This window comes from Pseudomonas sp. 32A, assembly GCF_052682255.1.
The window spans coordinates 7,209,841-7,233,297 of the sequence record NZ_JBQYLY010000001.1; the positions used below are offsets into that span (position 1 = coordinate 7,209,841).

The following is a 23,457-nucleotide window of genomic DNA, read 5'->3' on the forward strand; positions in this document are numbered from 1 at the left end:
CCTCCACGCTTTCCTGGTTCTTGGTCGAACTGGGGACGTGAATGATATGTATCCGTCCGGCCAAGTCATCTACCCGGCCCCGCAGAGACAAGACATGGTGTGCACTTAAATTTAAGTGGGCACCAGTTCTAGCCTTTTAAGCGGGTATTTCATGCAGCCACAACGCCGTTCCTACTCCAAATCCTTCAAAGTCCAAGTCATTCAAGAGTGCGCCCAGCCCGGTGCCTCGATTGCCAGCGTCGCGCTGAGCCATAGCCTCAACGCGAACCTCGTCCACAAATGGATTCGGGTGCAAACGCAAAAAAACACGGAGCTGCAACCTGCTTTTATTCCGTTACCCATACAGCTAGCCGGAGCAAATTCGCAAGCTGCATCATCGAATATCTGCGTTGAAATCCCACACCCGCGTGGCACTGTCAAAGTGAACTGGCCGACCGAAAGCGTGGCTGCCTGCGCGACCTTTCTTCGAGACCTGTTGCGATGATCCGCATCGACTCCATCTGGCTCGCCACCGAGCCCATGGACATGCGCGCCGGCACCGAAACCGCTCTGGCGCGTGTGGTCGCCGTGTTCGGTGCGGCGCAGCCGCACTGTGCTTATTTGTTTGCCAACCGCCGCGCCAATCGCATGAAAGTGCTGGTGCACGACGGGTTGGGTATCTGGCTGGCGGCGCGCCGCCTGCATCAAGGCAAGTTCTTCTGGCCGGGTTCTCGACACGGCTCTCAGATGGAACTAGGTGCCGAACAACTGCATGCCCTGGTACTGGGTTTGCCTTGGCAAAGAGTTGGGCCAGGGAGCGCGATTTCCATCATATAACGCCTGCCACGACCAGCCAGGCCGTGCAATTGTCCGATGAGCCTATCGTCGCTTTTAGGCTGTTCTGGCAAAATCGGCGGCATGACTTCGCTTCCTGATCTCGACCACTTAAACCCTGAACAACTGCGCGCTCTGGCGGCGCAGTTGCTGCAGCGTGTCGAGAGTCTCGATCAGAAAGTCAAGACAATGGGCAAGAAAATCCACCACCACAAAACGGTCAACGAGAAACTGGCCCACGAGATCGCGCAGCTCAAGCGCGTCAAGTTTGCCACGCGCAGCGAGCAACTGAGCCCGGATCAAGCCAGCCTACTCGATGACCTGATCGACACCGATATCGCGGCCATCGAAGCCGAACTTGAGGCGCTGCAACCCGCTCCTGTTTCGACCGAGGCTCGGCAAAAGCCAAAACGCACTGCCTTGCCGCCGCAGTTTCCGCGCACCTTGATCCACCACGAACCCGACAACAGTCACTGCCAGTGCGGCTGCGCCCTCAAGCGTATCGGCGAGGACGTCAGCGAGAAACTCGACTATACGCCAGGCGTGTTCACCGTCGAGCGTCATATCCGTGGCAAGTGGGTCTGCGGTCAGTGCGAAACGCTGATCCAGGCACCGGTTCCGGCGCAGGTCATCGACAAAGGTATCCCAACCGCCGGCCTTCTGGCCCATGTCATGATTGCGAAGTTTGCCGACCATTTACCGCTCTATCGTCAGGAGTCGATTTTTGGTCGGGCCGGTTTGGCCATCGCCCGCTCGACCCTGGCGCAATGGGTCGGCCACTGTGGTGTGCAGTTGCAGCCGCTGGTCGATGTCCTGCGCGATGATGTTCTCGAACATGGCGTAATCCATGCCGATGAAACGCCGGTGCAGATGCTTACGCCGGGCGCAAAGAAAACCCATCGCGCCTATGTCTGGGCCTACGCCACCAGCCAGTTCTCGGGCTTGGCGGCGGTCGTTTACGACTTCAGCCCCAGCCGCGCCGGAGAGCACGCACGTAACTTCCTGCAAGGCTGGAAGGGCAAGCTGGTTTGCGACGATTTTGGTGGCTACAAGGCCAGCTTTGAACTCGGCGTCACCGAGATCGGCTGCATGGCCCATGCGCGCCGCAAGTTCTTCGAATTGCACGCCACCAACAAGAGCCTGCTCGCCGAACAGGCCTTGCGCTACATCCAGTTGCTTTACGAAATCGAGAGTGAAGTCCGCGACCTTGAACCGGATTTACGCCGCCGAATACGGCAAGAAAAAGCTGTACCGGTGATGGATGCTCTGCATGCCTGGATGATCGCCCAGCGCGATCTCGTGCCCGAAGGTTCGGCTATCAGCAGAGCGCTGGATTACAGCTTGAAACGCTGGGCAGCGCTGTCGCGCTACCTCGATGACGGGGCCGTGCCCATTGATAACAATTGGGCAGAAAACCAGATCCGGCCATGGGCATTGGGGCGCAAGAACTGGCTCTTTGCAGGTTCGTTGCGTAGCGGAAAACGGGCGGCGGCGATCATGAGCTTGATCCAGTCTGCGCGGCTGAATGGTCATGATCCGTACGCGTATCTGAAGGATGTCCTCATGCGCCTGCCGACGCAGCGGGCAAGCGATATTACCGAGCTGCTTCCACATAAATGGGCCCCCGTTTAACAGCGCAAGGTGTGTTGAACTGACGCGACCCTACGATCTGCGCCGGGGGGCATGCACGGTACTCGCGATTCGAAGCTCAGTTACTGCAAGCCCGAGAAGGATTAGCACCGCCCCTGCAAGTCTTTCAGGGGGCAAGCGATCTCCAGCTAGAAAATAGCCAAAAAAACCACTGAAGAGAGGTTCGCAGATAAGTATCAGGGCGACCTTTTCAGGAGCTAGCACAGCCTGAGCGTGATTTTGAATTGCGTAAGCCAAGGCCGTAGCGAACAGCGCTAGTAATAAAATAGTGACCGTCGTAGGCAGTGAGCTTGGTAAAGAAAACTGGTTACTAGCCAAGCTCCATGCCATAGAAAGCAAGCCAACGACCGCCAGCTGTACAGACGCTGATGCCATGGATACGGCAGGCGTTGTGAAAGTCGAGATAATCACTATATGTACTGCGAAGCACGCTGCACAACCCAGAATTAGAAGGTCTCCGTAGTGCAGCGCGAACCCGTCAAGGCTCAGTAAGCCGAGCCCGACCACGGCAATTGCTGTTCCTCCTGCCTGTCTTGGACTAGGGCGTCCTCCGCCTATAAGATACACAAACAACGGTGTAAACACGGTACATAAACCCGTAATGAACCCGGCATTGGAAGGAGTAGTAAGGGCTGCACCTGACGTTTGCATTGAAAACGCTGCAAAGAGCACTGTTCCTGCAACTACAGCGCCTACCCAATCGCGCGGCTTCAGATATCGAAATGAGCGGATTGAAAAGGGAAGAAGCGCTAAAGCCGCTAAGCTGAACATCCAGGCGTTCAGCGTGGATGCGGTCATGATTGCCAGCGTTTCGTGCTTAGCAACGAAGCTCCAGCCCCACACAGCCGTGACAGCAAAAAGCGCAATTGACCAAAGGGTTCGGTATGACATAGCCGGCTCCAAGGCAGGCATTTATACCGAATGCCTTGCCAAGAGCTGTATGTCAGCGGTACCCAGAAAGGCCTACGATAGTGGAGAGCAAAGGCGTTGGCAATCAACAATGCTCTCCCTGTGCAGCATGCTCGAAAATTAACAGTCGGCGATTCGATCAACAATCACTATCTTGCCTAAATGACAATTCGAGGTAGGTCACTTCGCCGGACGCTTACAATGATATGGCATCGACGATAGTGCCCTGGCGCGGGGAAAGACCAGTTTCAACTTGCCGTTGTTTTTTCCATGGCTTCGTTTTCCTTCGTTTGGCTCAGCCTCAATGTAAGGCACCATGGCCTTAACCTGAAGGCCTACAATTATTGCGTAAGTCAGGCGAATGGCGTCAGGAGTCGGCTAATCACGAAGAAAATAAAGCTCGCGTTGTGTCTTGCAACGCTTGGGCTTGATAGTGCCGCTGAGCAGCGCCTTTTGAAAACTGATCAGCCCTATGCTACTCGGTCTTGAGGATCGAAAAGCTTTCCTCTCCTACGTACCTGGCCCCAGGCTCTACGGCGGCGCTTAGGTGTACATGGCGCGAGTTATCCGCCGAGGATGGAGTGACGCGGCGCATTTTGTTTACACGGTCATGACGACTATTGGCTGCCAAGGTAAATCCGTCATCAAAATGCAAACTGAGAACTACGCCAGGACGGCACAAACATTGCTAATTCCTCCTGCAACATGGAGGGTTGCTCATAGCAGGGCTGGAGCCGAAATAGTCTTGCGGAGTTGTTATGCCTTTATCCACTGTCGACGCAGTATCCACGACGCTCGTGAATGACGCGCTTATCTTTGTCCGTGCGTCACTTGAGTGCTCGGGCGTAGCCTTCACTTGGCTGGGGTCAGCGAGTGGTGATCCGATCAAAAGCGGTGTGGGCCAGGGTATGTTTGAGGATTACCCGCCTTATCAGCAGGATGATCCGCTCAATATCGAGCGCTTGCTGCTGAACCGCAAGACCATTGCTTCATTAGTGATCGAGCGTGCCGGTGTGCCTACCGATAGCCATATTCGCTACGACCGGTACCTGCATAAGTACGCGGTTGTCGATGAGGTCGATTTCATTTTTCGCTTGGGTGATCAGCCGTTCGGACTGATCGCCGCGTTGAGACGCGAGAACGACCCGATGTTCTCTTCGCTCAACAAGTTCGAGGCCTTGCAACGCTACCTACAGTCGAGCTTGAGTCGGCTGCCCTGTTTGCGCCCTGTCGTGGTCAAAGCCAGGCTGGGGCAACAATACGGCCTGACTTCGCGTGAGTTGGCGGTCACCGAGTTGATACTCGAGGGGGCGCCCAACAAAGCCATTGCCCAAGCGCTCAATATTGAAGCGGCAACAGTCAAGACCCACACCCTGCATATCTTTGCCAAGCTGAATGTCAAGACTCGAGCGGCGGTAGGCGCAGTAGTGGCCGCGATTTAGCCTCGCGTAGTCAAGTTCCACCATTTGGTGGAGAGCCAGAAGTCACTGCTTTCCCTAGCATGGAGTTATCCGCCAGAACCTTTGCGTCATGCGGACTTATTCATGTTGGGGGAGAGAAAACAATGTCGCTGATTCATTTACGATCCGATGCTTCCGTCGATGAAGTGGTCGAATGCCTTGATCTGGAAGGCTATTGCATTATCGATAACGCCGTATCGCGAGAAGTCATTGATGCCGTCAACCAGCAAATGCAACCATATCTAGATGGCACCTATTCCGGGCAGAACAACGGTGTAGGCAAAAAGACCCGTCGCAGTGGCGCAATTGCGGGTCGCTCCCCCGCCTCCCACGCAATGATCATGCACCCCACGGTACTGGGCGCCGCGCGCCGGTTTTTGGGCCGCAACGCGACGGTTACGCAGTTGAACCTGACGCAGTTGATCTGCATCGACCCCGGCGAAAAAGCTCAGTTTCTGCATCGCGATGAAACCGCCTGGGACTTCTTCGATCATTTTCCTACGGACGTGCATATCGAGGTCAGTACCATCTGGGCGATGGACGATTTTACTGAAGAAAACGGTGCCACCCGGGTGATTCCGCGCAGCCACAAACACCGTGAATTTCCGGAACACTTCAGCCAGAGCGACACCCTCGCTGCCGAGATGAGTAAAGGCTCAGTGCTGGTGTACACCGGCAAGACCATCCATGGTGGCGGGGCCAATCGCAGCACTGCGCCGCGGCGGGCGATGAACATCGACTACTGCGTGGGCTGGGTACGCCAGGAAGAAAACCAGTACCTGTCGACGCCGCTGAACATCGCCCGCGAGTTGCCCGAAGACCTGCGCAGCCTCATGGGCTATTCACTGGGGGCGGCAAGTCTGGGCTATGTTCGCGAATTCGAAGACCCGATCGTCGCGCTGTTTCCCGACCTGCCGGCGTCACCTGCCAGTTTCAACCAGATGCTGGACACCACGGCGCAGTTCTCCAAGACCGCTGCCAGCATCCGTAACGCTCTCAAGGATTGATTTGCGTATTCGTCCCCTTTGATCAGTAGGTAGACCATGGCTAAAGCAGCGGATTACAGCGCGCCTGACGCGCAGCCCTCGACGGCGCAAACGCCCGATACCGGCCAATTGGCCAAGGGCGCGATCAACGTACCTCACCTGGTGTTCTTCGTCGTCGCGGCCGCCGGGCCTTTGACAGCCCTTTGCACAACCAGCCCGATCTCCATCGGCTTTGGTGGCACTGGCACCGCTGGCCTACATTGTTGCCGGCATCGTGCTGGGCCTGTTCGCCGCGGGGTTTACCGCCATGAGCATGTTCATCAAAAATGCCGGGGCGTTCTACACCTATATATCACGTGGCCTGGGGCGTCCCGTGGGGCTGGGAGCAGCGTTGCTTGCAGTGTTCTCCTACAACTCGCTGCAGATCGCGATCTACGGTGCATTCGCGGTGTTCGCCCAGAAGGTCTTTCTCGACGTGCTAGGGTTGAACGTGGCATGGCCGCTGATCGTGATCATCGCGCTGATAGCCACTACCTGGCTGGGGGTGCGCAATATCACTTTGAGCGCCAATGTGCTCGGCGTCGTGCTGATAGCTGAATGCACGATCCTCATCATTGTCGCCGCTGCCATTCTGCTCAAGGGCGGCGGCCCCGACGGGCTGTCGCTGGCGCCACTGGCACCTTCGCACCTGTTCAGTCCAGGCATGGGGGCGATGTTTCTGTTCACCTTCTCGACCTTTATTGGCTTCGAGGCCACGGCCATCTTCAGTGAGGAAGCCCTCTCGCCCGAAAAGACGATCCCCCGTGCGACCTACATCGCCATCGCGTTCCTGGCGATTTTCTATGCTTTCATCGTGTGGGCCATCATCAGTGGCTATGGATCGGTGGCCGCGGTGGCGATGGCTAACAGCGATCCGACCGGCATGTATTTCGCCGCCGCAGAGCAATACGTCGGGCACTGGGCAAAGATGACCATGGAGGTGTTTATCCTGCTCAGCATGTTCGCTTGCCTGCTGGCGTTCCATAACTTCGTGGCTCGCTATCAGTTCGCCCTAGCGCGAGAGGGCATCTTCCCTAAAGTCTTTGCGCGCACTCATCCGCAATATAAGTCGCCCTGGATCTCGTCGCTGTTTCAGTCGTTGCTCGCACTATTGTTTATCGTGCCGTTCTGGATGGCGGGTGCCGATCCGTTCAACGATTTCTTCGTGCCGGTGACCACGCCAGGCATCTACGGCGTACTGGTTCTGCAAGTGCTGACAGCTCTGGCGGTGATGTCGTTCTTTCGCTTCGACCGTCATGGGCTTAGCCTGTGGCGCACGCTAGTAGCGCCGGCATTAAGTGCGGTGGTGATGGGGATGATCCTGTACTTCGCAGTGGCCAATGTGGAGTTGATCACCGGCAAGACTGGCGAGATCAATTTCTGGCTGCCGACCTCGGTACCCATGGTGTTCGTCATCGGTGTGGTGATCGCCTGGCAATTGAAACGACGCAAATCCCCACGATACGAGCGCTTTGCCCAGGACGCTTGAGGCGCCTGTACATACCCGTTATCAGAGCCTGGAAAAGGCCACTATCGATGCCTTTCTACTGCCCTCATTCCTTTTATTGATGGGTATTTATGTTCTCAAAATCAATTTTTTCCGTTGCCACTCAAATGGCAGCTGTGGCGGTGTTCGCATGGGCACCCGCCAGCCGGGCCAGTGAGCAATCGGACAGCGGCGGTTTGATTGCCGACAGCCATTTGAACGCCATCACCCGTACGCTGCTGGAACGCCAGAGTGGCGACTCGGCCAATTACCGGGACTGGTCACAGGGGCTGCTGATCAACTATATCTCGGGGTTTACCCAAGGACTCATCGGCTTCGGCTTCGATGCGCAAGTGGATACGGCGGTCAAACTGGACGGAGGCCGCGGCCATGCGGGTTCGGTCAGTGTGCCGATGGACAGTAACGGCGATCCGCAATCGACATGGGCGAAGAGCGGCGGCAGCGTGAAAATGCGTGTCTCCAACACCACGATCCGCTATGGCGATGCCGAGCCCACTACGCCGGTGCTGGCCGTCGGCAACTCCTACCAACTCGATCAGACTGTGCGCGGCTGGATGATTGATAGTAATGAATTTGGCGACTTGGCACTCAAGGCGGGCAGCTTCACCTCTGGAACCGGCTACGCGTCCACCAGCCACTCTGGCACGTTGGCGCTGGGCTATGGTGGCACCACCACACGACGCATCGATTATGCTGGGGGGACTTACACCCTGAGCAAGGGGCTGTCGACCAGCTTCTACCAGGCGCAATACAAGGACGTGATGAACCTGTCCTATTTCAACTTAAACGACGCCTACGCACTAAGTGATCACCAGTCGCTGTTGGGCGATGTCACAGTTTATCGAGCCACCGATGCGGGCTCGGCAAATGCCGGCGGCATCGACATGACGGCGTTGTCCCTATCGCTCGCATACACCTTCGGTGCGCAAACGGTCGGTGTCTCTAACCAACAGATTCACGGGGACCAACCCTACGACTATGCGGCCATCGGTGGCGAGTCAGCGGGCGTGGCCGGAGGTAAATTCTCCAACAGCATCTACTTGGCCAACTCCAACTACATATCGGATTTCAACGCGCCGAATGAAAGCTCATGGCAGGTCCGCTATGCACTGGACCTAGCCGGGCTCGGCTGGCCGGGAGCGGTGACTAACCTTAAGTATACGCGCGGCACAGGTATCGATGGCAGCGATACTCAGGCTGATTCTGCCTATTACGGGTTCTATGGCGATGGTCAGCGCGAACACGAGATCGATTTCGATCTGACTTACGTGGTTCAAAGTGGCGCAGCAAAGAACTTCAGCATGCGCCTGGTGCAGGGCTGGCATTCGGGAGCACAATCGACCGGTGGGCGTATCTCCCAGACGCGACTGATTTTAGATTACCCCTTTTCGTTTTTCTGAGCACGAGGCGTGTGATTCAGTCTGAGCATTTCTTTCGAGGTATGCGATGACTTCGCTGGCTACAAAGCTGGTTTCGCAAAAACATCACTAAAAACGTCTGCACGGCCCATGCCTCCCGCAAGTTTTTCGATCTGCATGTGGCCGACAAAAGTCAATCCGGAGCCTGGCCAGGGGCACCATTCGGCGCAACTTGGCGGCGCTGGCCTGCTTATTTGATCACCTCCTGGAGAACAATGCCGTCGCCGGCGGCAGCCCCGTGCACGGTGTCAAACGGCCCAGATTCGAAACCAACGAAGGCAAGACGCCAGCACTCTGTAACGGCCAGACGAAGTTGTTGCTAGAGGCTCCGGCCACTGAGATATTAAAGGGGATGAGGGATCGCGCAGTTTTGGCCGTGGTGCTGTACCACGGCCTGCGTCGGGAAAAAAGCTTCTTGCCAATCCTGCCTCCGAAAACAAGGAGCATGGATGCAACCTGATCTTAGCTTTGCCGATGTAGTACGCACGATTCTGCGGGATCACCCTGCAGGCATGACGCCTCAAGAAATCAGGGAAGTCGTTAAGGTTCATTACCCTGAGCACTACGGCACCGAGTCGCACCTACGTAATGTCCAGAACGGAAACTACAAGGATGTTGATCATGCTGTCCTGGCACGGATCTACTTAACTTGCCGCAGCGCTAGAGATATTTTTGCTGACAAATCTCAGAAGCCTCACAGAATGTCATTAGAGGCAAGTGCGGGGCCTATCGAATTAGAGGCGGAAGATTTCATCGAGGGTGAGAATCTCGAAAAGCTGGCTGAAGATATTGGCACCCTATATGTCCTGGGGACCAATCTCTTCACAGCTGATGGCACTGAAATCATCAAGATCGGCATCGCTACAGGACCTGTAAATAAGCGGATCTCTCAACTTTACATCACTGGGGTCTCAGTCTTCCATCTAATTCAATAAACGGAGTGCGCAAGACCGGCAAAAGCATCAGCACTCTTATCCTAGGCAGATTCAGTTGCGCGAGGAATAGTGCCGCCAAGCCGTATACCGGCGTCGAAATACCCTTATCAATATCAACGAGCTGGCCCTCCGTCACGAGGTCGAGCCCGATCTGCGGCTTCTTCTGAAAAGCAGGGACGACTTCCCGGAGCATAAGTCGGACTCCCTGCTCGCCACCAATCCGCGCTCGGCAAGGGCTACACATCACAGCTATCTTCGAGGGTCCACGCGGGTTATCAAAACTCCAGCTGCGCCGAGAAAGTGACAGTCCGTGGATCACCCAAATAGCTACTGTTGAGCCAGTATTTTTTATCGGTCAGGTTGCTCACGTTCATCCGCAGGGTCAGGTTGTTGTCACCCAGCGGCAGGCGGTAACGGGCACCTGCGTCAAAGGTCGTGAACGAAGGCAAGCTGTAGTCGTTGGCCTCGTCGATGTACTGCTTGCCGGTGTAGAAAACGCCGCCGGTCAGGGCAAATCCTGGTGCGGATGCCACGTCATATTCGGCATATATCTTGGCCAGTTGTTTGGCCACGTTGATGGGGATATTGCCTTTGTTCGCCGCATTGGCGCCCTTTTTCACTTCGGGGTCGAGCAGCGTGAAGCCGCTGACAAGAGTGAGTTGTGGGGTGACCCTGCCGGTGACGCTGAACTCTAGACCGTTGTTCTCCTGACGACCGTCCTGTACGAAAACGCGGGCGCTGTTGGTGTAGGCGTTGGGCTTGTCAATGTTGAACAGCGCTAGAGTGACCAGTGTGTTGCCTAGGGTGGCTTTGGCGCCGATCTCGTATTGCTCACTGATCTGCGGCGAAAGCGCAGTCCCGGCATTGATGGCCCTTGCCGGTGCAACTCCGCTACTTTGCAAGCCTTCGATGTAAGTAGCATACGTCGTCAGCCAAGGCACAGGCTTGTAGATCAGCGACACACTGGGCGAGGTGGTGCTTTTGTCGTATTCGGTTTTGCGGGGAATCACCGAATAAACGAAATCGTTGTTATAGGTTTTGATCTGGGTATGGGTCGCCCCCAAGATCGTCGACCACTGCGCGTTGAAGGTGATGATGTCGCCGATTAACAGATTGTGAGTGTCGGAAGTACTGGAGATGTGCTGAGCACCGTGGCCAATGGAATAATCCGGTTTGCTGACCTGCGGTCGTTCATCGAGCGACACCGCAGACCCAGTCACCGAGGTGTATTGCTGACTGGGGATGTGGCTCTGGTACATCAGGCTGCGCGCGGTATTGCCCTGATACCCCAGCGTCACCTTGTGATCCAGGGGGCCGGTGGCGAACTGCGAGTCGAGGAACAGGTAGCCTGAGTACTCCTGGGTTTCGATAGGAGCAAATGCATACAGCGGCTGTGTGTACACACCCGGCGCATCGATTTGCGGGCCGGTGTAGGTGTATTCCTGGGTGTACTTTTGCGCCGCGATGGCCCCGCGCAAGCTGAAGATATCGTTCAGACGCCACTTGGCGCGCACGCCTGCCTTGTCGGTTTCGTTGTCGGAGAACGCCCATTTTTGGCTGTACAGCTTGTCTGTGTCCAGCGAGGATGCACTGGGGCGATACGCCTGGTCGGCGAAATACCAGTAGCTGGTGAGGCCACCGGTATGGCTTTCCTTGTGGGAAGCGTCGAATTGCACTTGCAAGTCATCACTGATGTTCCAGTCCAAAGCCAGGCTGATCATCTGTCGACGACGCTTCTGCAGGTCGATTGCGGTTTCCCCATCCTGCGTCAGGACGTTGAGCCTGTATGCGAACTTGCCCTCACTGTCGATCGGGCCGCCGAAGTCGCCGTGCAGGTAGTAGTTCTCGCCGCCAGCATTACCGAGTGTGACGCTGTTGTAGCGCTGATAGGTTGGCCGTTTGAGCACGTAGTTGAGCAGCCCCCCGGGAGACGCCGGGCCATACAGGAAGCCCGTGAGGCCCGTGACCACTTCCAGTTGCTCGGTATCTTCGATGAAGTTGCCGGCATCGGCCAATGTGCTGAAACGCAGACCGTCGTTGGCGATGTTCAGGCTGGCGGAGCTGCCGAAACCCCGGATGGTTACGGCACTGGCGTATCCGGCACTCTTGGGGGAGTAAAGCTGGGTGAACGGATTGTGTTTGAGCACATCGTCGGTCGAGGTCGCCAGCAGGTTTTTGAGCAACGCTTGTGAGGTCACACTCATGGAATAGGGCGTGTCCTGCAACTTCATGCCGCCCAGAGCGCCAACATTGCTGACGTTTTCACTCACGTAGCCTGCAGCTTGCGACCCCTCTTCGACAGCACGGTGCCCGTTGATATCGACATCTGGCAGGGTCAACGTGCCGGCTTCATCGGCGCTGACATTCACCAACCCATACACGTGATCTGCGAGTTGCACTGCTCCCAGACCGGAACTTGCCAGCAACGCGTCAAGCCCTTGCTTGATGCTGTAGTCCCCATCCAGTCCTGTAGAGCTCAAACCCCGAACCATCGACGGGGTGAACTGCACAGTAATACTGGCCTGCGAGCTGAAGCTGGTGAGCGCCTGACTCAGACTCGCGGACTGAACGTTGTAATGATGTATGCCTTCTTCTGCGCGCACGCCTCGGGGCTGCATTGCCAGGGCCAATGTGAACAATGAGACGGCGAGCGTACTGCCCACGGCAGAGCGCGGGATAACAAGATGAGTCATGGGGCTGGTTGTCCTTAGAAAATGACCTATTACTACTAAGGACGGACGCCATAAAAAAACGGGCCAAAAAAGTCAGGCTTTGCTCACCGTCACCCAATAGCGGGTTCGATACATGACCTTGATCGGGAGGGTTGTCGGCAGCGCGGCGAGAATGGCGTCGGTATTGTCGAGTTGAAAACCGCCGCTGATACGCAAGTGCGCAACACTTTCGTCGCAGTGCAGCCGGCCTGGACGATAGCGGGTCAACTCCTGGAAGAAATCGGGCAGCGGCAGATCCTCTGCCACCAGTTGCCCCTTCGTCCAGGACGACGTGAGCTCGCTAGCCGCGCGCGAAGGGCCGAAGGCGGTATCACTGAAAGACCGCTGTTCTCCCGCCTCCACCATCTGTGGCACAGCCTGTGCGGGAGTGGCGCGCACCTTGCCCTGCAGCACTGCCAGCTGTGTGGTCCCATCGAACTGCCGCACACTGAAGCGAGTGCCCAAAGGCTCCATGAGCCCTTGCTTACTGAGCACTCGTAACGGACGTCGAGCTGCATCGGCGCCTGTGGTGACCATGATCTCGCCGCGTACCAAATGAATCAGTCGCTGCTCAGCATCGAAGCGCACATCAATGGCGCTGCCCGTATTCAGGTTGACCATGCTTCCATCAGCAAGCGTCATCCGTCGTCGCTCGCCAACAGCAGTTCGGTAATCGGCCATCCAACCCTGCTGGGCGCCAAGGCGGTAGCCGAGGTAAACCACGGGCGCCACCGCAGCCAATGCCATCAAGGTCTTCAGGACCTGACGCCGCTGGCGGTTCAAGGTCCCGATGGCGATTGCCTGGGGAAGACCGCCCAGCTGTTGTTGCACATACGCCACCCGCTGCCAGGCCCGTTCGTGCTCAGGGTCAGTCTGACGCCAGCGTGCACAAGCCTCCTGTTGGGCGACACTCAATGGCTGTTCGTGGATCAGCACAAGCCACTGGGCGGCCTGGCGCGCGACATCGCGACTGATCGGTGCGGATGCGGACATTAAAACGCCATGTCATTCAGAATGCAGGCTTCGAAGGCAGTGGCCATATGACGCTTGACCGTACGCTCGCCAATGCCCAACTCGCGAGCAATCTTCAGGTAGGTCAGGCCATCGAGCTGCGCCAGGAGAAATACGCTGCGTACCACAGGCTTCATGCAATCGAGCAATGCGTCGAGCTGGAACAGTGTTTCGCGCATCTGCCATTGCTCTTCCGGGGACAGGGCAAAGGCTTCCGGCATCGTGGCGAGCATATCGAGGTACGCCCGCTCCAGCGACTGGCGACGAAAATAGTCGCAAACCAGCCGGTGGCTTACCGTCGCCAGGTAGGCTCGTGGTCGACTCACGCTCGACCTCTCGCCGGTCTTACGCTGTGAAGTAAGGATGCGTAGAAAGGTATCCTGCGCCAAGTCCGCCGCCTGACTGTTGCAGCCCAGGCGGCGATAAAGCCAGCTCGTCAGCCACCTGTTGTGCTCTGCATAGAGCTGGCCTAGACGGTCATCACTCACTACTCGCCCCCCGAAATAAGTAGCGATAGTAATTGGTAATGATTCTTATAACAATACAGCGTGGAGTATATTGATTTTTCATGGCAGGAAGGGCGGTCTCAGTGACCAAGTGCAACACCCAAGGTAAGGTGCTGCATGACTACTCATTACACCCACTTGACCGTCGAGGAGCGCGTGACACTCATGATCATGCGTCTGCATGGATCTTCCTTGCGCTCCATCGCCCACATACTGGGTCGACAGCCCAGCACGCTTAGCCGAGAGGTACGTCGCCAGCCCCAGCCCGAGCGCTACGATGCCAGCTCCGCCGGAGCCCGGGCCCGCCACCTCAGGCGTATCCCTCGCCGGCAAAAAACTCTGAGTCACAACTCCGAGCTCTTCCAGATCATCCGACGCATGTTGGACAGGGGCTGGTCTCCCCAGCAAATAGCCGCCAAACTCAAGGCCTACTGGCCAGACAATCCCGAGCGGCATGTGAGTCACGAAACTATTTACCTGACGATTTATGCCTACCCACGTGGCGAGCTCAAACGCCAGCTCATTGGCTATCTTCGCCAGGGCAACAGCAAGCGGCGAACGCGATCCAAGCATCCTGGTCGGCGCGAGCGGTACGGTGTCACCCTGTAACTGCCCGCGCTCGTGTAGGAGCGGATCGAACGCTGTGCCCGCCCCGGCGGTTTGCAGATTGGCCTGGCGTTCCTGCCATATGAGGTTATGAATATCCAGGCTACGGCTCAGGATGTTCAGCTCGGTCGGTGACGCCTTGCGCTTTTCATTTTTGCAGCGGGCGGCGAAGCGATCCCACATCAGCAACAACCTGTCCCATTGAGCGGCTGTCGCAATCAGCCTGACCAGTTGGCGCTCTGCAGGTTCGTCAACGCTCAGCCATGCATCTTTCAGTTCGGCATCCGCGATCATTCAGCCCAGCAGCTCCCGCTCGGCATAGCAGGCATTCGGCTGGCTTTGGGGCCCTGCAGATCGAGGGGCGGGCGACGTGACGGCGATTTGCTGGATCGGCTGCCTGACGTGATCGTCGGACTTCAGAAGCTCCAATAGCGTTGTACGAATGTCGGTTTGAGCAGGTCGCTGTCCGCCAGGCGTTCGTCCACCAACCCGGGGCGATTCACTCATCGTCGAGGGCTTGTTCAAATGATTTGGTAAAGCTAATGAGGTCGCTACCCAAGACCCGACACAGATCACGAAGCTGAACCATATCAAGCCTCCTCACCCCTCTCTCCACATCACTCATAAACGATTGCGGCCGCCCCAGCGCAGCAGAGCACTGCGCCTGGGTCATCCCGGACTCAACCCTCTTAAGCTTCAGCACATGCAGAAAAACCACATGCTCGTGTCGATAAATAGCCTTCGTCATAGCCGTGTCCTGGCAAGGTTCGGCTTATCACGCTATATCTGCTTTTGGGATATCTGATTTTCAGTTATTTTGTTTGTGCACGTTTGGTTTAGGAGGATGCATGAGACTTATCTGGGAGTTGTTTCGCGTGGCATGGGCCGTCGGGTGTTTACCGGTGGGTTCGCTTTTGCTAGTCGTGATGGTTTTTTCTGGCTTCAACCTGCCTTTCTTTCTTGGTTTGACCAGTAGCGAAGACCCGGCGATTCGATGGCTGTTTTGGGTCTTGGTTCTCTACTTCGTCGGGGGCGGATGGCTGTTTTCCCGAATCAACCAGCGCTATGCCGAAAAGCTGAGAATAATGGTCGTCGGCTATCAGGCTAAAGGGTTCCGCCCTCAGGTCGAGGTATTCGCGAAGATCAATGACGCCTATGTTGGTGTCGACCTGGAATCGAAAATGTTGCTGGCTTACCCCGTAGGTCTGGATGGTCATCTCTTCCGTTTGGATGAGATTCGGTCTTGGCGCATTCTTCCAGTCGGTAAGAGCAACCATCGATTGGAGCTGTTGACCAGCGATTTGGCTATTCCGACTTTCAGCCTAGCGCTTAAAACGGCGGACGTGACCAATACGGAGGCACGGCTGCATTCAATCTTCAGCAATTAGCTGGTTGATGGAGGCTTCACTTACCTATTCGGAGTAGCCCTATGACCGACGTAACCGCAGGCAGTGTTTGGCAGGTAGATATCGCTTAACTGAAGCAAGCCAACGCCACTATGCATTTGGCCAATCAAGCGCTGGCCTCTGACGATGTTGCCGTTCTATCCACTCTCGGTTTTTCGCTCGCTCACATTCGAGAGCTAAGACGCAAAGGCGGCTTCAGAGCCTCTTCCATTGCGCAGAACACACGAATGATCAATTGCCGACAACAAAGGAAATCTGCCCATGCTGATTAACCACACGCCATTGAGAATCGCGTCAAGCGTCCTGGCGGCTACGACCATCGACTCTGTCCGCCGATCGACTTCGTATCATGCCTGCGGCTGGCAGATTCTTGACCGCTGGGCGTTTAATTCTCCCGAGCAGCTTCGCGCACTCGAAGTGCAGGGAGAGCTGCTGCTTTTAGGGCGGTTGCTTGAACAGCAGGTCGTCGAGCATGAGGCGCTTATTTCGCCCCTTGGATTGGCGCAGCGCAGGCAAGGGCTTGCAGAGCATGAGGTTCTTGTGCTGTCAGGCATCTCTACCGAGTTGTGAGCCATCGACGGCAGCGCGTTCTACCAAAACTTTCCGGCCATTGGCCGCAGTGAGGTCTCGGGGCTTGCCCTGAGCAGGGACGGTAGGCAAAGCAAAGAAGTGAAACGACTGCCGCGTTGCCGGTTGTAAGTACGCCATTCATGGCGGTAGTACAAACCCTACCCTGTCCCAGTCCTTATCCTCCAAATGGTTGCAGCCTTTGTGGACGATGTTGGTGACTAAAAGCTATCTGTACGTTGGTCCTGGATTTCTTAGCCCTCGATGAATAAAAGCATCGTTAGGGAGGGTGCAGAGGGAATCGTCCAATGACTCGATAGACACAAGAATCAGACGCCATCGGCCTAACAAAATTGATCATCAAAATATTTTGCGAAGTGAGCGCGGTAATTTTCAGAAAACACCGCAACACGACGCTGTACGAAGCAGGGCGTTGCCTGTGATGGTGTCAGTATTTTGGAGCGCGCGCGTTTGCCGTTGGTGACTGTGCGTGCATCGCTCGGGTAAGAAGTGAAAAACATCTGGCAGCACAGGGAAAGGTAAATCCGGTGATGCTGAGGGAGGCATCCGGTAGGCAAATCTGGGCACGTCATCCACAACTGGAGTAAACGCTATGAGTGAAAGCTGGCTGAAAAAAATGCGGTCGCTTGCACTGGGACGGAAATCTGTAGACGCGATGAACGGTGGTAAGCCGTTTACCGGGTGCGGAACCCTCATGGTCTATGCGGGAGAGCTCAAGCTGATACCTGAGCTCATTCCAGAGTCAAAATCTGCCAGACGCTCCACGCCGCCCGATTCAGAATGAGTGCAGCATCTCAGTGTGGCTGAACGCCTGTCAGTAAAAGTGGAACGCCTTAACTGATACGCACCTTGGGTAGCCGGTACGCAGGGCTAGCTGCTCAGACTACCTTCCTGATCAAACAGAGCTCTGGCAGAGGGGCCATAGGTCGCGATGACATTCTCGATGGTATCCCGGTCGTTACAGTTCAAACTGCGGGTCAGGTCGAAGAGGGTGTTTCGCTCGGCTTCCCACAAGCTGATGATTTCAGCATTCGGCTCGGCTTTCTTTCGCTCGTAGTATATTGACTCGGAGCGGAGCGCTATCAAGCAGCCCAAGACGTCCTGGGCGATTTCCAGTCTATGAGCATCTGATGGTTGGGTCATCGTTGAGACCTCCTGCTGATCGTTATCATGGCTTGCCGCGTTCCTGGATCTTGTCAGGTCGCCAGCAGTAATGGCGTTCCAACTGATATGGTTTTTTCTCTTCTTGTATGGGTGACTCTGTGTCACCTCAAATCAGGTTACACATGTCACACAGTCACCTGAAGTAAGCGCATGCATGCCACTCTGTCACGTGACTGGCGGTCCTGTGTATAACTCATGTTTTGGTCGCCTTGCGCTCCCGGATCGAGTTCCGGATAGACAGTAGCTTGGTGTAGATGTACGGATTGCTCTCGGCCAAATGGTCCAAGTCAGCTTGGCTGATCTGGAAGCCAATGTTGGTCTGGTTCTCGATGATCTGTAGGTTTTCGATGTGAATACCTTGGCCGACTGCCTCCCTGTTGAAGAGCATACGTTTCAGCTCCTCAACCGTGCTTTTGATCTGGGCTGGACGGTACTCCCACTGTGCTTGGCCTCTGGGTCTGCCTTGCGAGTCGCTAATTGCGATTTTTTCCGTGAGCTTGTATTCGTTATGTTTACGGGACCGAGTCCTGCTGATGTAGCCTCGGGTTTCAAGCGTTTTGATCTCGCGCATAGCCTGGCGTGGACTGATCCCGGCTTTGCGAGCAATGGTTGGGATTGAAGGAATCGACAGTCCCGTTCTGAGATCGCAGTGGGATTTGATCACGCAGTAAACCGCAAATGCATACGGCCCGAGTTTTGCGAGTTCGTGATCCACCATGGCCTGGAAAATGTGAAACCAATAGGTGTTGGATTTCAATTGATCCTGTGGTTCCTGCCCGGTGGCGACATCAACCGACAATTCCAGCTCACTCATTTCCGAGCCTCCACCTGAGACTTCTTGGTAGGGCGCCCGACTTTATGTTGTCCTTCAGTCGAGGCTTGCTTGAGGAGAGGAGCCGATGTGATTGCCCCGGTACGCATCCACTGTCTGAGATCACCTAGCCGCCATCGCAAGCGTGACAGGCCGGGAACTGGCTCGAGCCCCGGCAATTTGCGCTGACGCACGGTCAGAGCGCTGAAGCCTGTCAATGCAGCGACCTCGGCAACGCCGATCAGTACGTCATCTGCTAGCTTCTGAATTTTTTGAATGGTTTCGTAATCGATACTCATCGTGACTGTCGCTCGGCTGCTAGGGAATGCCTCCAGCTTTCGCCATGCGACTGCTGATTCACTAGGACACCTTTTTGACAGATGCGCGAATTAGCCAAAGAATGGCTCCATGCAGCCACACATTCCCGATGCAGATGTCGACCCGGATGAAGCCTTCCAGCTTGTTTTTCGTGAACTGAAACGTCATGAAGAAACGGGCCGGAGAAACTTTGTTGTCCGCGTCCCCGTGGATCTGCTTGAGTATCTGTTCTCAGCCATTTTGCGCAAGTCAGGGATGTCGCGGGTTGCCCTTGAGCGGTTGCTGACAGAGCTAGGGATTTACGGATTCAAAGACGCGGACGGCCGGATTCTCCGACGGTATTTGAGCGGTCAAATACGTATGGCTTGGTCGACCTATCAGCGGTTGATGCTATGGGCGTTATCAAGCGGCTGGATCAGCATATGGGCTTTTCGCGATCTGGCTTTCCGGTCGTATGAGCGAGAAGCTGCTCAGCTTTGCGCACGGAAAATAGTGAACACCCTCAAGCGTCGGACGACGCTCCCTGATTTGACCAAGGAGCAGATTGTCACGAGCTTCTATGAGGTTTATCAGCTCAGGCAGCAGGAGCGCGATCAGGCTGCGGCTACTCGATTGCGAACCGACTCAGATACTAGAGAGCTTGTCCTGTCTCTTGATGCGTAATTGGTAAGCGTCCGGCCAAGTCACCTCTTACGCATCGGTCTAGACAACTTATCTGCTTAGCCCCGTAACGCCAAGACATGATGGGATCGTCAATCAATTGTGCCAGTACCGGCGAGTCTCCAGCCTCGGCATCAGACCAACCATCGCATGAAATAGCAAATCGAATTGGCGCAGCTTTTGCTTGTGCTTGGTAAGCGGATGGGGAACACACCTTCAAAATCCCAGCAGTAAGGGCGATGGTGTCCGCGTATTTAGGCGGATGCAATTACCCTCAATATTAGGATAGTCATATGCCAACGTAAGTCTTAACCGAAATTCTTTAAATCTCAGGTCGTCCAAAAATGCCAATAACTCGGTGTTTCAGTCGCGGACATCGCGCTGAGTCACGGCATCGCCTCTTGCTGAAAGCGACTGGGCTAGCGCACGTTCTGCATCGCTATGCGACAAGCAGTTATTACCATTAGGCCGTCCTTGTACAAGCGCGTCAGATGGCGTCCTCCCTAACGGCTTGCCAGGTCGTAGAAACCTCCGGCTTGAAGCCGAGGCTTCTGGCCAAAGAACCGTCCATGACTCCAAACCAAGGTTTCGCGAGCGGAGCATCGACGGTATCCATCGCGGAGCCAGCTATGTTGCTTAGTTCTAGAACGCTCATGGGCGACTCGTCTACCACATTGATTGTGGCCTCATCCAAGCGTCCACTCAGTCCCATATGCACAACATTAGCTATGTCACGGTGGTGGATCATGCTCAAGCGGTTGGATGGGTGCAAATCCATTAATTTTGCGATGTGCGGGATTTGCGCAACATGGCCGTCATTATCTCCGTAGACGAATCCGAAGCGCAGAATGGACCAGGTTAACCCACTTTCACGGAGCAAGATTTCAGCAGCGATTTTACTAGCAGGATAGTCACGCGCAGAGCTAACGCTATCACTCTCCCCGGAAGGGCGGTGATTACTGTCAGCATAAACAAGGCCGGTACTTGCCATTATAAATCGAGCATTTGGCGCAAACTGCTTCGTAACCGCGATCAGATTCCGTGTGCCCTCAAGGTTGACGTTCCAAATCTGGGAAGCATCAGGTGTCCGTAGAACCGCCGCTAGATGTACTATAGCGTCAACGCCCTCTACAGCGTTGATCAGTGATTTCTGATCTAGCACATCTCCTTCGAAGACGGTGACCCCATCTGGAGCTGTCTTTCCTGGGCGAATCAACACACGACATTCGAAACCTGATTCTGAAAGGCGGGGTAATAGGCGAGTGCCAACGAGGCCTGTGCTGCCAGTGACGAGAACTTTCATCTTTCAACTCCTTTTTTGATAAGGCCATTAAGGCGCTCTGTGCCAGTGCTAAGAACTCGAACAACGACCGCAAGGTCATCGCTGGGAATTCCTTCGAAAGCGGTTTTCAGGATGAGATCAATCGGATCAGGCAATACTTGCCACAAGGCTTGTCCCGCCGGAGTGATGGATAAAATCTTCTGGCGCTGGTCGTTACTGTCGGTTGCCTGCTCCACGAGTCCTTTGCGTACCAATGCAGAGGTAACGCCACTGAGCGTCGTCTTTTCAATATTTAGATACGCCAAAAAATCCCGCTGAGGCGTCGGCCCGGCATTGATCAACTGCCACAATACGTACCATTGCGTTGAACCGAGATCGTACGGCTTCAACGTAGCTTCGATTACCGAACGCGCAGCCTGGTGATATTTCTTTGCCCAGGCACCGGCCGAATTCTGTTGAGAGAAATTCAAGTAGACTCCATTATAGTGCGCTACCGGACCATTATGGTTCGGTAGCGTACTATGTCAAGGAGGAATGTGGTGTTTCTGATAAACAGCCTTGGTGCTGCAGGCTCTGGGCTCGTCTACCCGCTAACCCTCTGGGGCACATGGGGGCCTGCTCCTGCTCCATGAGCGGCGCAAAGGTAGGCTCAAAATGTTCGGCAATCCTTACCAACGCCGCCTAAGCTTCCGCCGGAGTTACTTGTCTGGTAGGGCAGGCGTCCACTGATGCGGCAGCAGTCGCTCGATCTCGCTGGCCCGCTGCGTCGGCAGCCGCGTCAGTACATCCTTGAGATAAGCATACGGATCATGCCTATTGAAGCGCGCTGACTGGATCAGGCTCATGATCGCAGCCGCCCGCTTGCCGCTGCGCAGCGATCCCGCAAACAACCAGTTAGACCGCCCAAGCGCCCACGGCCGGATCAAGTTCTCGATCTGGTTGTTGTCGATGGGCACAGCACCATCTGCCAGGTAGCGCGTCAGCGCTACCCAGCGTTTGAGGCTGTAATCCAGAGCCTTCGCTGTGGCCGAACCCTCGGGCACAAGTTCACGCTGGGCCAGCATCCACTCATGCAGCTTTTCAGCGATGGGCACTGCTGTTTCTTGGCGTAATCGCCAACGGTCTTCGTCGCTCATTTCCCTGGCATGTCGCTCGACTTCGTAAAGCCCGCCAATCGAGTGAAGCGCCTGCTCCGCCAATTGGCTTTTATTGGCTATATGCAGGTCGAAGAACTTCCGGCGCGCATGGGCCATGCAGCCGATTTCGATGATGCCCAGCTCGAAGCTGGCCTTGTAGCCGGCGAAGTCGTCACAGACCAGCTTGCCGTTCCAGGTGCCCAGGAAGTTACGCGCATGTTCGCCGGCACGGCTGGGGCTGAAGTCGTAGACCACGGCCTTGAGGGCCGAAAACGGCGTTGAGCTGTAGGCCCAGACATAAGCGCGGTGGGTTTTCTTCTCGCCGGGCGCCAGCATTTGTACCGGCGTTTCATCGGCGTGAACCACGCGCTGGGCCAGCACCACTTCGCGCAGCGCATCGACCAGTGGCTGAAGCTGTACGCCGGTTTGGCCCACCCACTGCGCCAGGGTCGAACGTGGGATAGCCAGGCCGGCACGGCCGAAGATCTTTTCCTGTCGATACAGCGGCAGGTGGTCGGCGAACTTGGCTACCATCACGTGCGCCAGCAGGCCGGCAGTGGGGATGCCCTTGTCGATCACCTGTGGGGGTACCGGGGCCTGAATCAGTGTTTCGTACTGCCGGCAGGCCCATTTCCCACGCACATGCTGTTCGACGGTGAACACCCCCGGCGTGTAGTCCAGTTTTTCGCTGACGTCTTCACCGATGCGCTGAAGCTGGCAGCCGCAAGCGCACTGAGTGTTGTCCGGCTCGTGATGAATCACAGTGCGTGGAAACTGCGGCGGCAACGGCGCACGCTTGGGTTGCTGGCGTGGCTCTGCCTGTGCGGGAGCGGGATGAAGGGCTTTTAACTCGGCCTCGATGGCTTCGAGGTCGGTATCGAGCAGGTCATCGAGCAAGCTGCCTTGCGCCGGGCTGATCTGCTCGCTGCGCTTGGCAAACTTGTGGCGTTTAAGGATGGCGATTTCGTGAGTGAGCTGCTCGATGATCGTTTCATCACGATTGATCTTTCGGCTCTGGGTATCGACCTTGGACATCAACTGCGCAGCCAGTATGCGCAGTTGTTCGGGGTCATTTGGTCGAGATCGGGGAAGGAAGTCATAGGGGTGGATTTTACCAAAGCAGCCCGACTGCTTCAGCTAAAAGGCAGCATTTAAAGCAATATAATTGCGCCGCCCGCACCGACTCGTTGCCAGGGTAATCCCAGTACCAGGGCCTGGAGTTGTTCGGGGTCGAGTTCGACTTCCGTTCCACGATGGAGGCCTGGCCAATGAAACTTACCTTGGTTCAAGCGCCGTGCCGCCAGCCAGATACCGACGCCGTCGTGCACCAGGACTTTCATCCGATTGGCCCGACGGTTGGCAAAGAGGTAAGCGCAGTGCGGCTTCGCCGCACCGAACACCGCGACCACTCGGGCCAATGCAGTCTCAGTGCCGGCGCGCATGTCCATGGGCTCGGTGGCGAGCCAGATGGCATCGACGCGAATCATTGGGCCAGGCCACGAACGAAACACGCGCAGCCGTCCGGATCCGAGGCTGGCCAC

The 23,457-nt window shown here is 56.0% G+C and carries 23 protein-coding genes and 4 pseudogenes; 15 read left to right on the forward strand and 12 right to left on the reverse strand.

What is annotated here, in order from left to right:
- The first annotated feature begins 151 nt into the window (after positions 1-151).
- The 3 genes from tnpA to tnpC (ACUN0G_RS32960) all read left to right on the forward strand — a co-directional run bounded on the left by tnpA (position 152) and on the right by tnpC (ACUN0G_RS32960) (position 2,445).
- Complete coding sequence (tnpA, locus tag ACUN0G_RS32950) at positions 152-484, forward strand: IS66-like element accessory protein TnpA (protein WP_445575480.1); 333 nt, start codon at positions 152-154, stop codon at positions 482-484.
- Complete coding sequence (gene tnpB / locus ACUN0G_RS32955) at positions 481-816, forward strand: IS66 family insertion sequence element accessory protein TnpB (RefSeq protein ID WP_058392002.1); 336 nt, start codon at positions 481-483, stop codon at positions 814-816. Before tnpA ends, tnpB (ACUN0G_RS32955) begins: the two co-directional genes overlap by 4 nt.
- An 81-nt stretch (positions 817-897) precedes the next feature.
- Positions 898-2,445 (forward strand): IS66 family transposase, encoded by a 1,548-nt coding sequence (gene tnpC, locus ACUN0G_RS32960; RefSeq protein ID WP_445575481.1) that lies wholly within the window; start codon positions 898-900, stop codon positions 2,443-2,445.
- A 30-nt stretch (positions 2,446-2,475) separates the two neighbouring features.
- Here the strand turns inward: tnpC (ACUN0G_RS32960) and ACUN0G_RS32965 are convergent, their stop codons facing one another.
- Entirely contained in the window at positions 2,476-3,354 is an 879-nt protein-coding gene (locus ACUN0G_RS32965; RefSeq protein WP_445575482.1) for a DMT family transporter, read from the reverse strand.
- Positions 3,355-4,130: 776 nt separating this feature from the next.
- On the opposite strand from ACUN0G_RS32965, the gene ACUN0G_RS32970 reads away from it, so the two are divergent.
- From ACUN0G_RS32970 to ACUN0G_RS33000, 7 genes and pseudogenes are all read left to right on the forward strand, one after another.
- A complete protein-coding gene (locus ACUN0G_RS32970) occupies positions 4,131-4,814 on the forward strand; it encodes a LuxR C-terminal-related transcriptional regulator (protein WP_445575483.1) in 684 nt (227 codons plus the stop codon).
- Positions 4,815-4,936: 122 nt separating this feature from the next.
- Entirely contained in the window at positions 4,937-5,839 is a 903-nt protein-coding gene (locus ACUN0G_RS32975; protein WP_445575484.1) for a phytanoyl-CoA dioxygenase family protein, read from the forward strand.
- A 214-nt stretch (positions 5,840-6,053) separates the two neighbouring features.
- On the forward strand, positions 6,054-7,346 hold the full coding sequence (locus ACUN0G_RS32980; protein WP_445575485.1) for an APC family permease: 1,293 nt from the start codon (positions 6,054-6,056) through the stop codon (positions 7,344-7,346).
- Positions 7,347-7,435: 89 nt separating this feature from the next.
- Positions 7,436-8,764 carry an OprD family outer membrane porin gene (locus ACUN0G_RS32985; RefSeq protein ID WP_445575486.1) on the forward strand — a complete coding sequence of 443 codons (1,329 nt, stop codon included), beginning with the start codon at positions 7,436-7,438 and terminating at the stop codon, positions 8,762-8,764.
- Between the two features lie 39 nt (positions 8,765-8,803).
- Positions 8,804-8,919: pseudogene (locus ACUN0G_RS32990) on the forward strand (IS66 family transposase); the annotation flags it as partial.
- 2 nt (positions 8,920-8,921) lie between these two features.
- A pseudogene (locus tag ACUN0G_RS32995) lies at positions 8,922-9,194 on the forward strand (tyrosine-type recombinase/integrase); the annotation flags it as partial.
- A gap of 37 nt (positions 9,195-9,231) precedes the next feature.
- Positions 9,232-9,717 carry a hypothetical protein gene (locus tag ACUN0G_RS33000; RefSeq protein ID WP_445575487.1) on the forward strand — a complete coding sequence of 162 codons (486 nt, stop codon included), beginning with the start codon at positions 9,232-9,234 and terminating at the stop codon, positions 9,715-9,717.
- Positions 9,718-9,992: 275 nt separating this feature from the next.
- On the opposite strand, the gene ACUN0G_RS33005 is transcribed toward ACUN0G_RS33000, so the two are convergent.
- The 3 genes from ACUN0G_RS33005 to ACUN0G_RS33015 all read right to left on the reverse strand — a co-directional run bounded on the left by ACUN0G_RS33005 (position 9,993) and on the right by ACUN0G_RS33015 (position 13,927).
- Positions 9,993-12,410, reverse strand: a complete 2,418-nt coding sequence (locus ACUN0G_RS33005) for a TonB-dependent siderophore receptor (RefSeq protein WP_445575488.1) — start codon at positions 12,408-12,410, stop codon at positions 9,993-9,995.
- A gap of 72 nt (positions 12,411-12,482) precedes the next feature.
- Positions 12,483-13,421 (reverse strand): FecR domain-containing protein, encoded by a 939-nt coding sequence (locus ACUN0G_RS33010; RefSeq protein WP_445575489.1) that lies wholly within the window; start codon positions 13,419-13,421, stop codon positions 12,483-12,485.
- Positions 13,421-13,927, reverse strand: a complete 507-nt coding sequence (locus ACUN0G_RS33015) for a sigma-70 family RNA polymerase sigma factor (protein WP_445575490.1) — start codon at positions 13,925-13,927, stop codon at positions 13,421-13,423. Before ACUN0G_RS33015 ends, ACUN0G_RS33010 begins: the two co-directional genes overlap by 1 nt.
- Positions 13,928-14,062: 135 nt before the next feature.
- Between ACUN0G_RS33015 and ACUN0G_RS33020 the strand changes: the two are divergent.
- Positions 14,063-14,539, forward strand: a pseudogene (locus tag ACUN0G_RS33020) (IS30 family transposase); the annotation flags it as partial.
- A gap of 511 nt (positions 14,540-15,050) precedes the next feature.
- Here ACUN0G_RS33020 and ACUN0G_RS33025 read toward each other — a convergent pair.
- Complete coding sequence (locus ACUN0G_RS33025) at positions 15,051-15,299, reverse strand: helix-turn-helix domain-containing protein (RefSeq protein WP_445575491.1); 249 nt, start codon at positions 15,297-15,299, stop codon at positions 15,051-15,053.
- A gap of 100 nt (positions 15,300-15,399) precedes the next feature.
- Between ACUN0G_RS33025 and ACUN0G_RS33030 the strand changes: the two genes are divergently transcribed.
- The 3 genes from ACUN0G_RS33030 to ACUN0G_RS33040 all read left to right on the forward strand — a co-directional run bounded on the left by ACUN0G_RS33030 (position 15,400) and on the right by ACUN0G_RS33040 (position 17,329).
- Positions 15,400-15,939 carry a hypothetical protein gene (locus tag ACUN0G_RS33030; protein WP_445575492.1) on the forward strand — a complete coding sequence of 180 codons (540 nt, stop codon included), beginning with the start codon at positions 15,400-15,402 and terminating at the stop codon, positions 15,937-15,939.
- A 279-nt stretch (positions 15,940-16,218) separates the two neighbouring features.
- Entirely contained in the window at positions 16,219-16,527 is a 309-nt protein-coding gene (locus ACUN0G_RS33035; RefSeq protein ID WP_445575493.1) for a hypothetical protein, read from the forward strand.
- A 610-nt stretch (positions 16,528-17,137) separates the two neighbouring features.
- Complete coding sequence (locus ACUN0G_RS33040; RefSeq protein WP_445575494.1) at positions 17,138-17,329, forward strand: hypothetical protein; 192 nt, start codon at positions 17,138-17,140, stop codon at positions 17,327-17,329.
- Between the two features lie 86 nt (positions 17,330-17,415).
- On the opposite strand, the gene ACUN0G_RS33045 is transcribed toward ACUN0G_RS33040, so the two are convergent.
- The 3 genes from ACUN0G_RS33045 to ACUN0G_RS33055 all read right to left on the reverse strand — a co-directional run bounded on the left by ACUN0G_RS33045 (position 17,416) and on the right by ACUN0G_RS33055 (position 18,819).
- Entirely contained in the window at positions 17,416-17,688 is a 273-nt protein-coding gene (locus ACUN0G_RS33045) for a hypothetical protein (protein ID WP_445575495.1), read from the reverse strand.
- A gap of 214 nt (positions 17,689-17,902) precedes the next feature.
- Positions 17,903-18,523 (reverse strand): helix-turn-helix domain-containing protein, encoded by a 621-nt coding sequence (locus tag ACUN0G_RS33050; protein ID WP_445575496.1) that lies wholly within the window; start codon positions 18,521-18,523, stop codon positions 17,903-17,905.
- Positions 18,520-18,819 (reverse strand): helix-turn-helix transcriptional regulator, encoded by a 300-nt coding sequence (locus ACUN0G_RS33055; protein WP_445575497.1) that lies wholly within the window; start codon positions 18,817-18,819, stop codon positions 18,520-18,522. Before ACUN0G_RS33055 ends, ACUN0G_RS33050 begins: the two co-directional genes overlap by 4 nt.
- Positions 18,820-18,928: 109 nt before the next feature.
- Between ACUN0G_RS33055 and ACUN0G_RS33060 the strand changes: the two genes are divergently transcribed.
- Positions 18,929-19,501 carry a hypothetical protein gene (locus ACUN0G_RS33060; RefSeq protein ID WP_445575498.1) on the forward strand — a complete coding sequence of 191 codons (573 nt, stop codon included), beginning with the start codon at positions 18,929-18,931 and terminating at the stop codon, positions 19,499-19,501.
- Between the two features lie 484 nt (positions 19,502-19,985).
- On the opposite strand, the gene ACUN0G_RS33065 is transcribed toward ACUN0G_RS33060, so the two are convergent.
- The 4 genes and pseudogenes from ACUN0G_RS33065 to tnpB (ACUN0G_RS33080) all read right to left on the reverse strand — a co-directional run.
- A complete protein-coding gene (locus tag ACUN0G_RS33065) occupies positions 19,986-20,801 on the reverse strand; it encodes an NAD-dependent epimerase/dehydratase family protein (RefSeq protein WP_445575499.1) in 816 nt (271 codons plus the stop codon).
- Complete coding sequence (locus ACUN0G_RS33070) at positions 20,798-21,250, reverse strand: MarR family winged helix-turn-helix transcriptional regulator (RefSeq protein WP_445575500.1); 453 nt, start codon at positions 21,248-21,250, stop codon at positions 20,798-20,800. The genes ACUN0G_RS33065 and ACUN0G_RS33070 overlap by 4 nt, the downstream gene beginning before the upstream one ends.
- A 228-nt stretch (positions 21,251-21,478) precedes the next feature.
- A pseudogene (tnpC, locus tag ACUN0G_RS33075) lies at positions 21,479-23,016 on the reverse strand (IS66 family transposase).
- Between the two features lie 51 nt (positions 23,017-23,067).
- A partial coding sequence (gene tnpB / locus ACUN0G_RS33080; RefSeq protein ID WP_445575501.1) for an IS66 family insertion sequence element accessory protein TnpB occupies positions 23,068-23,457 on the reverse strand: 390 nt, incomplete at its 5' end.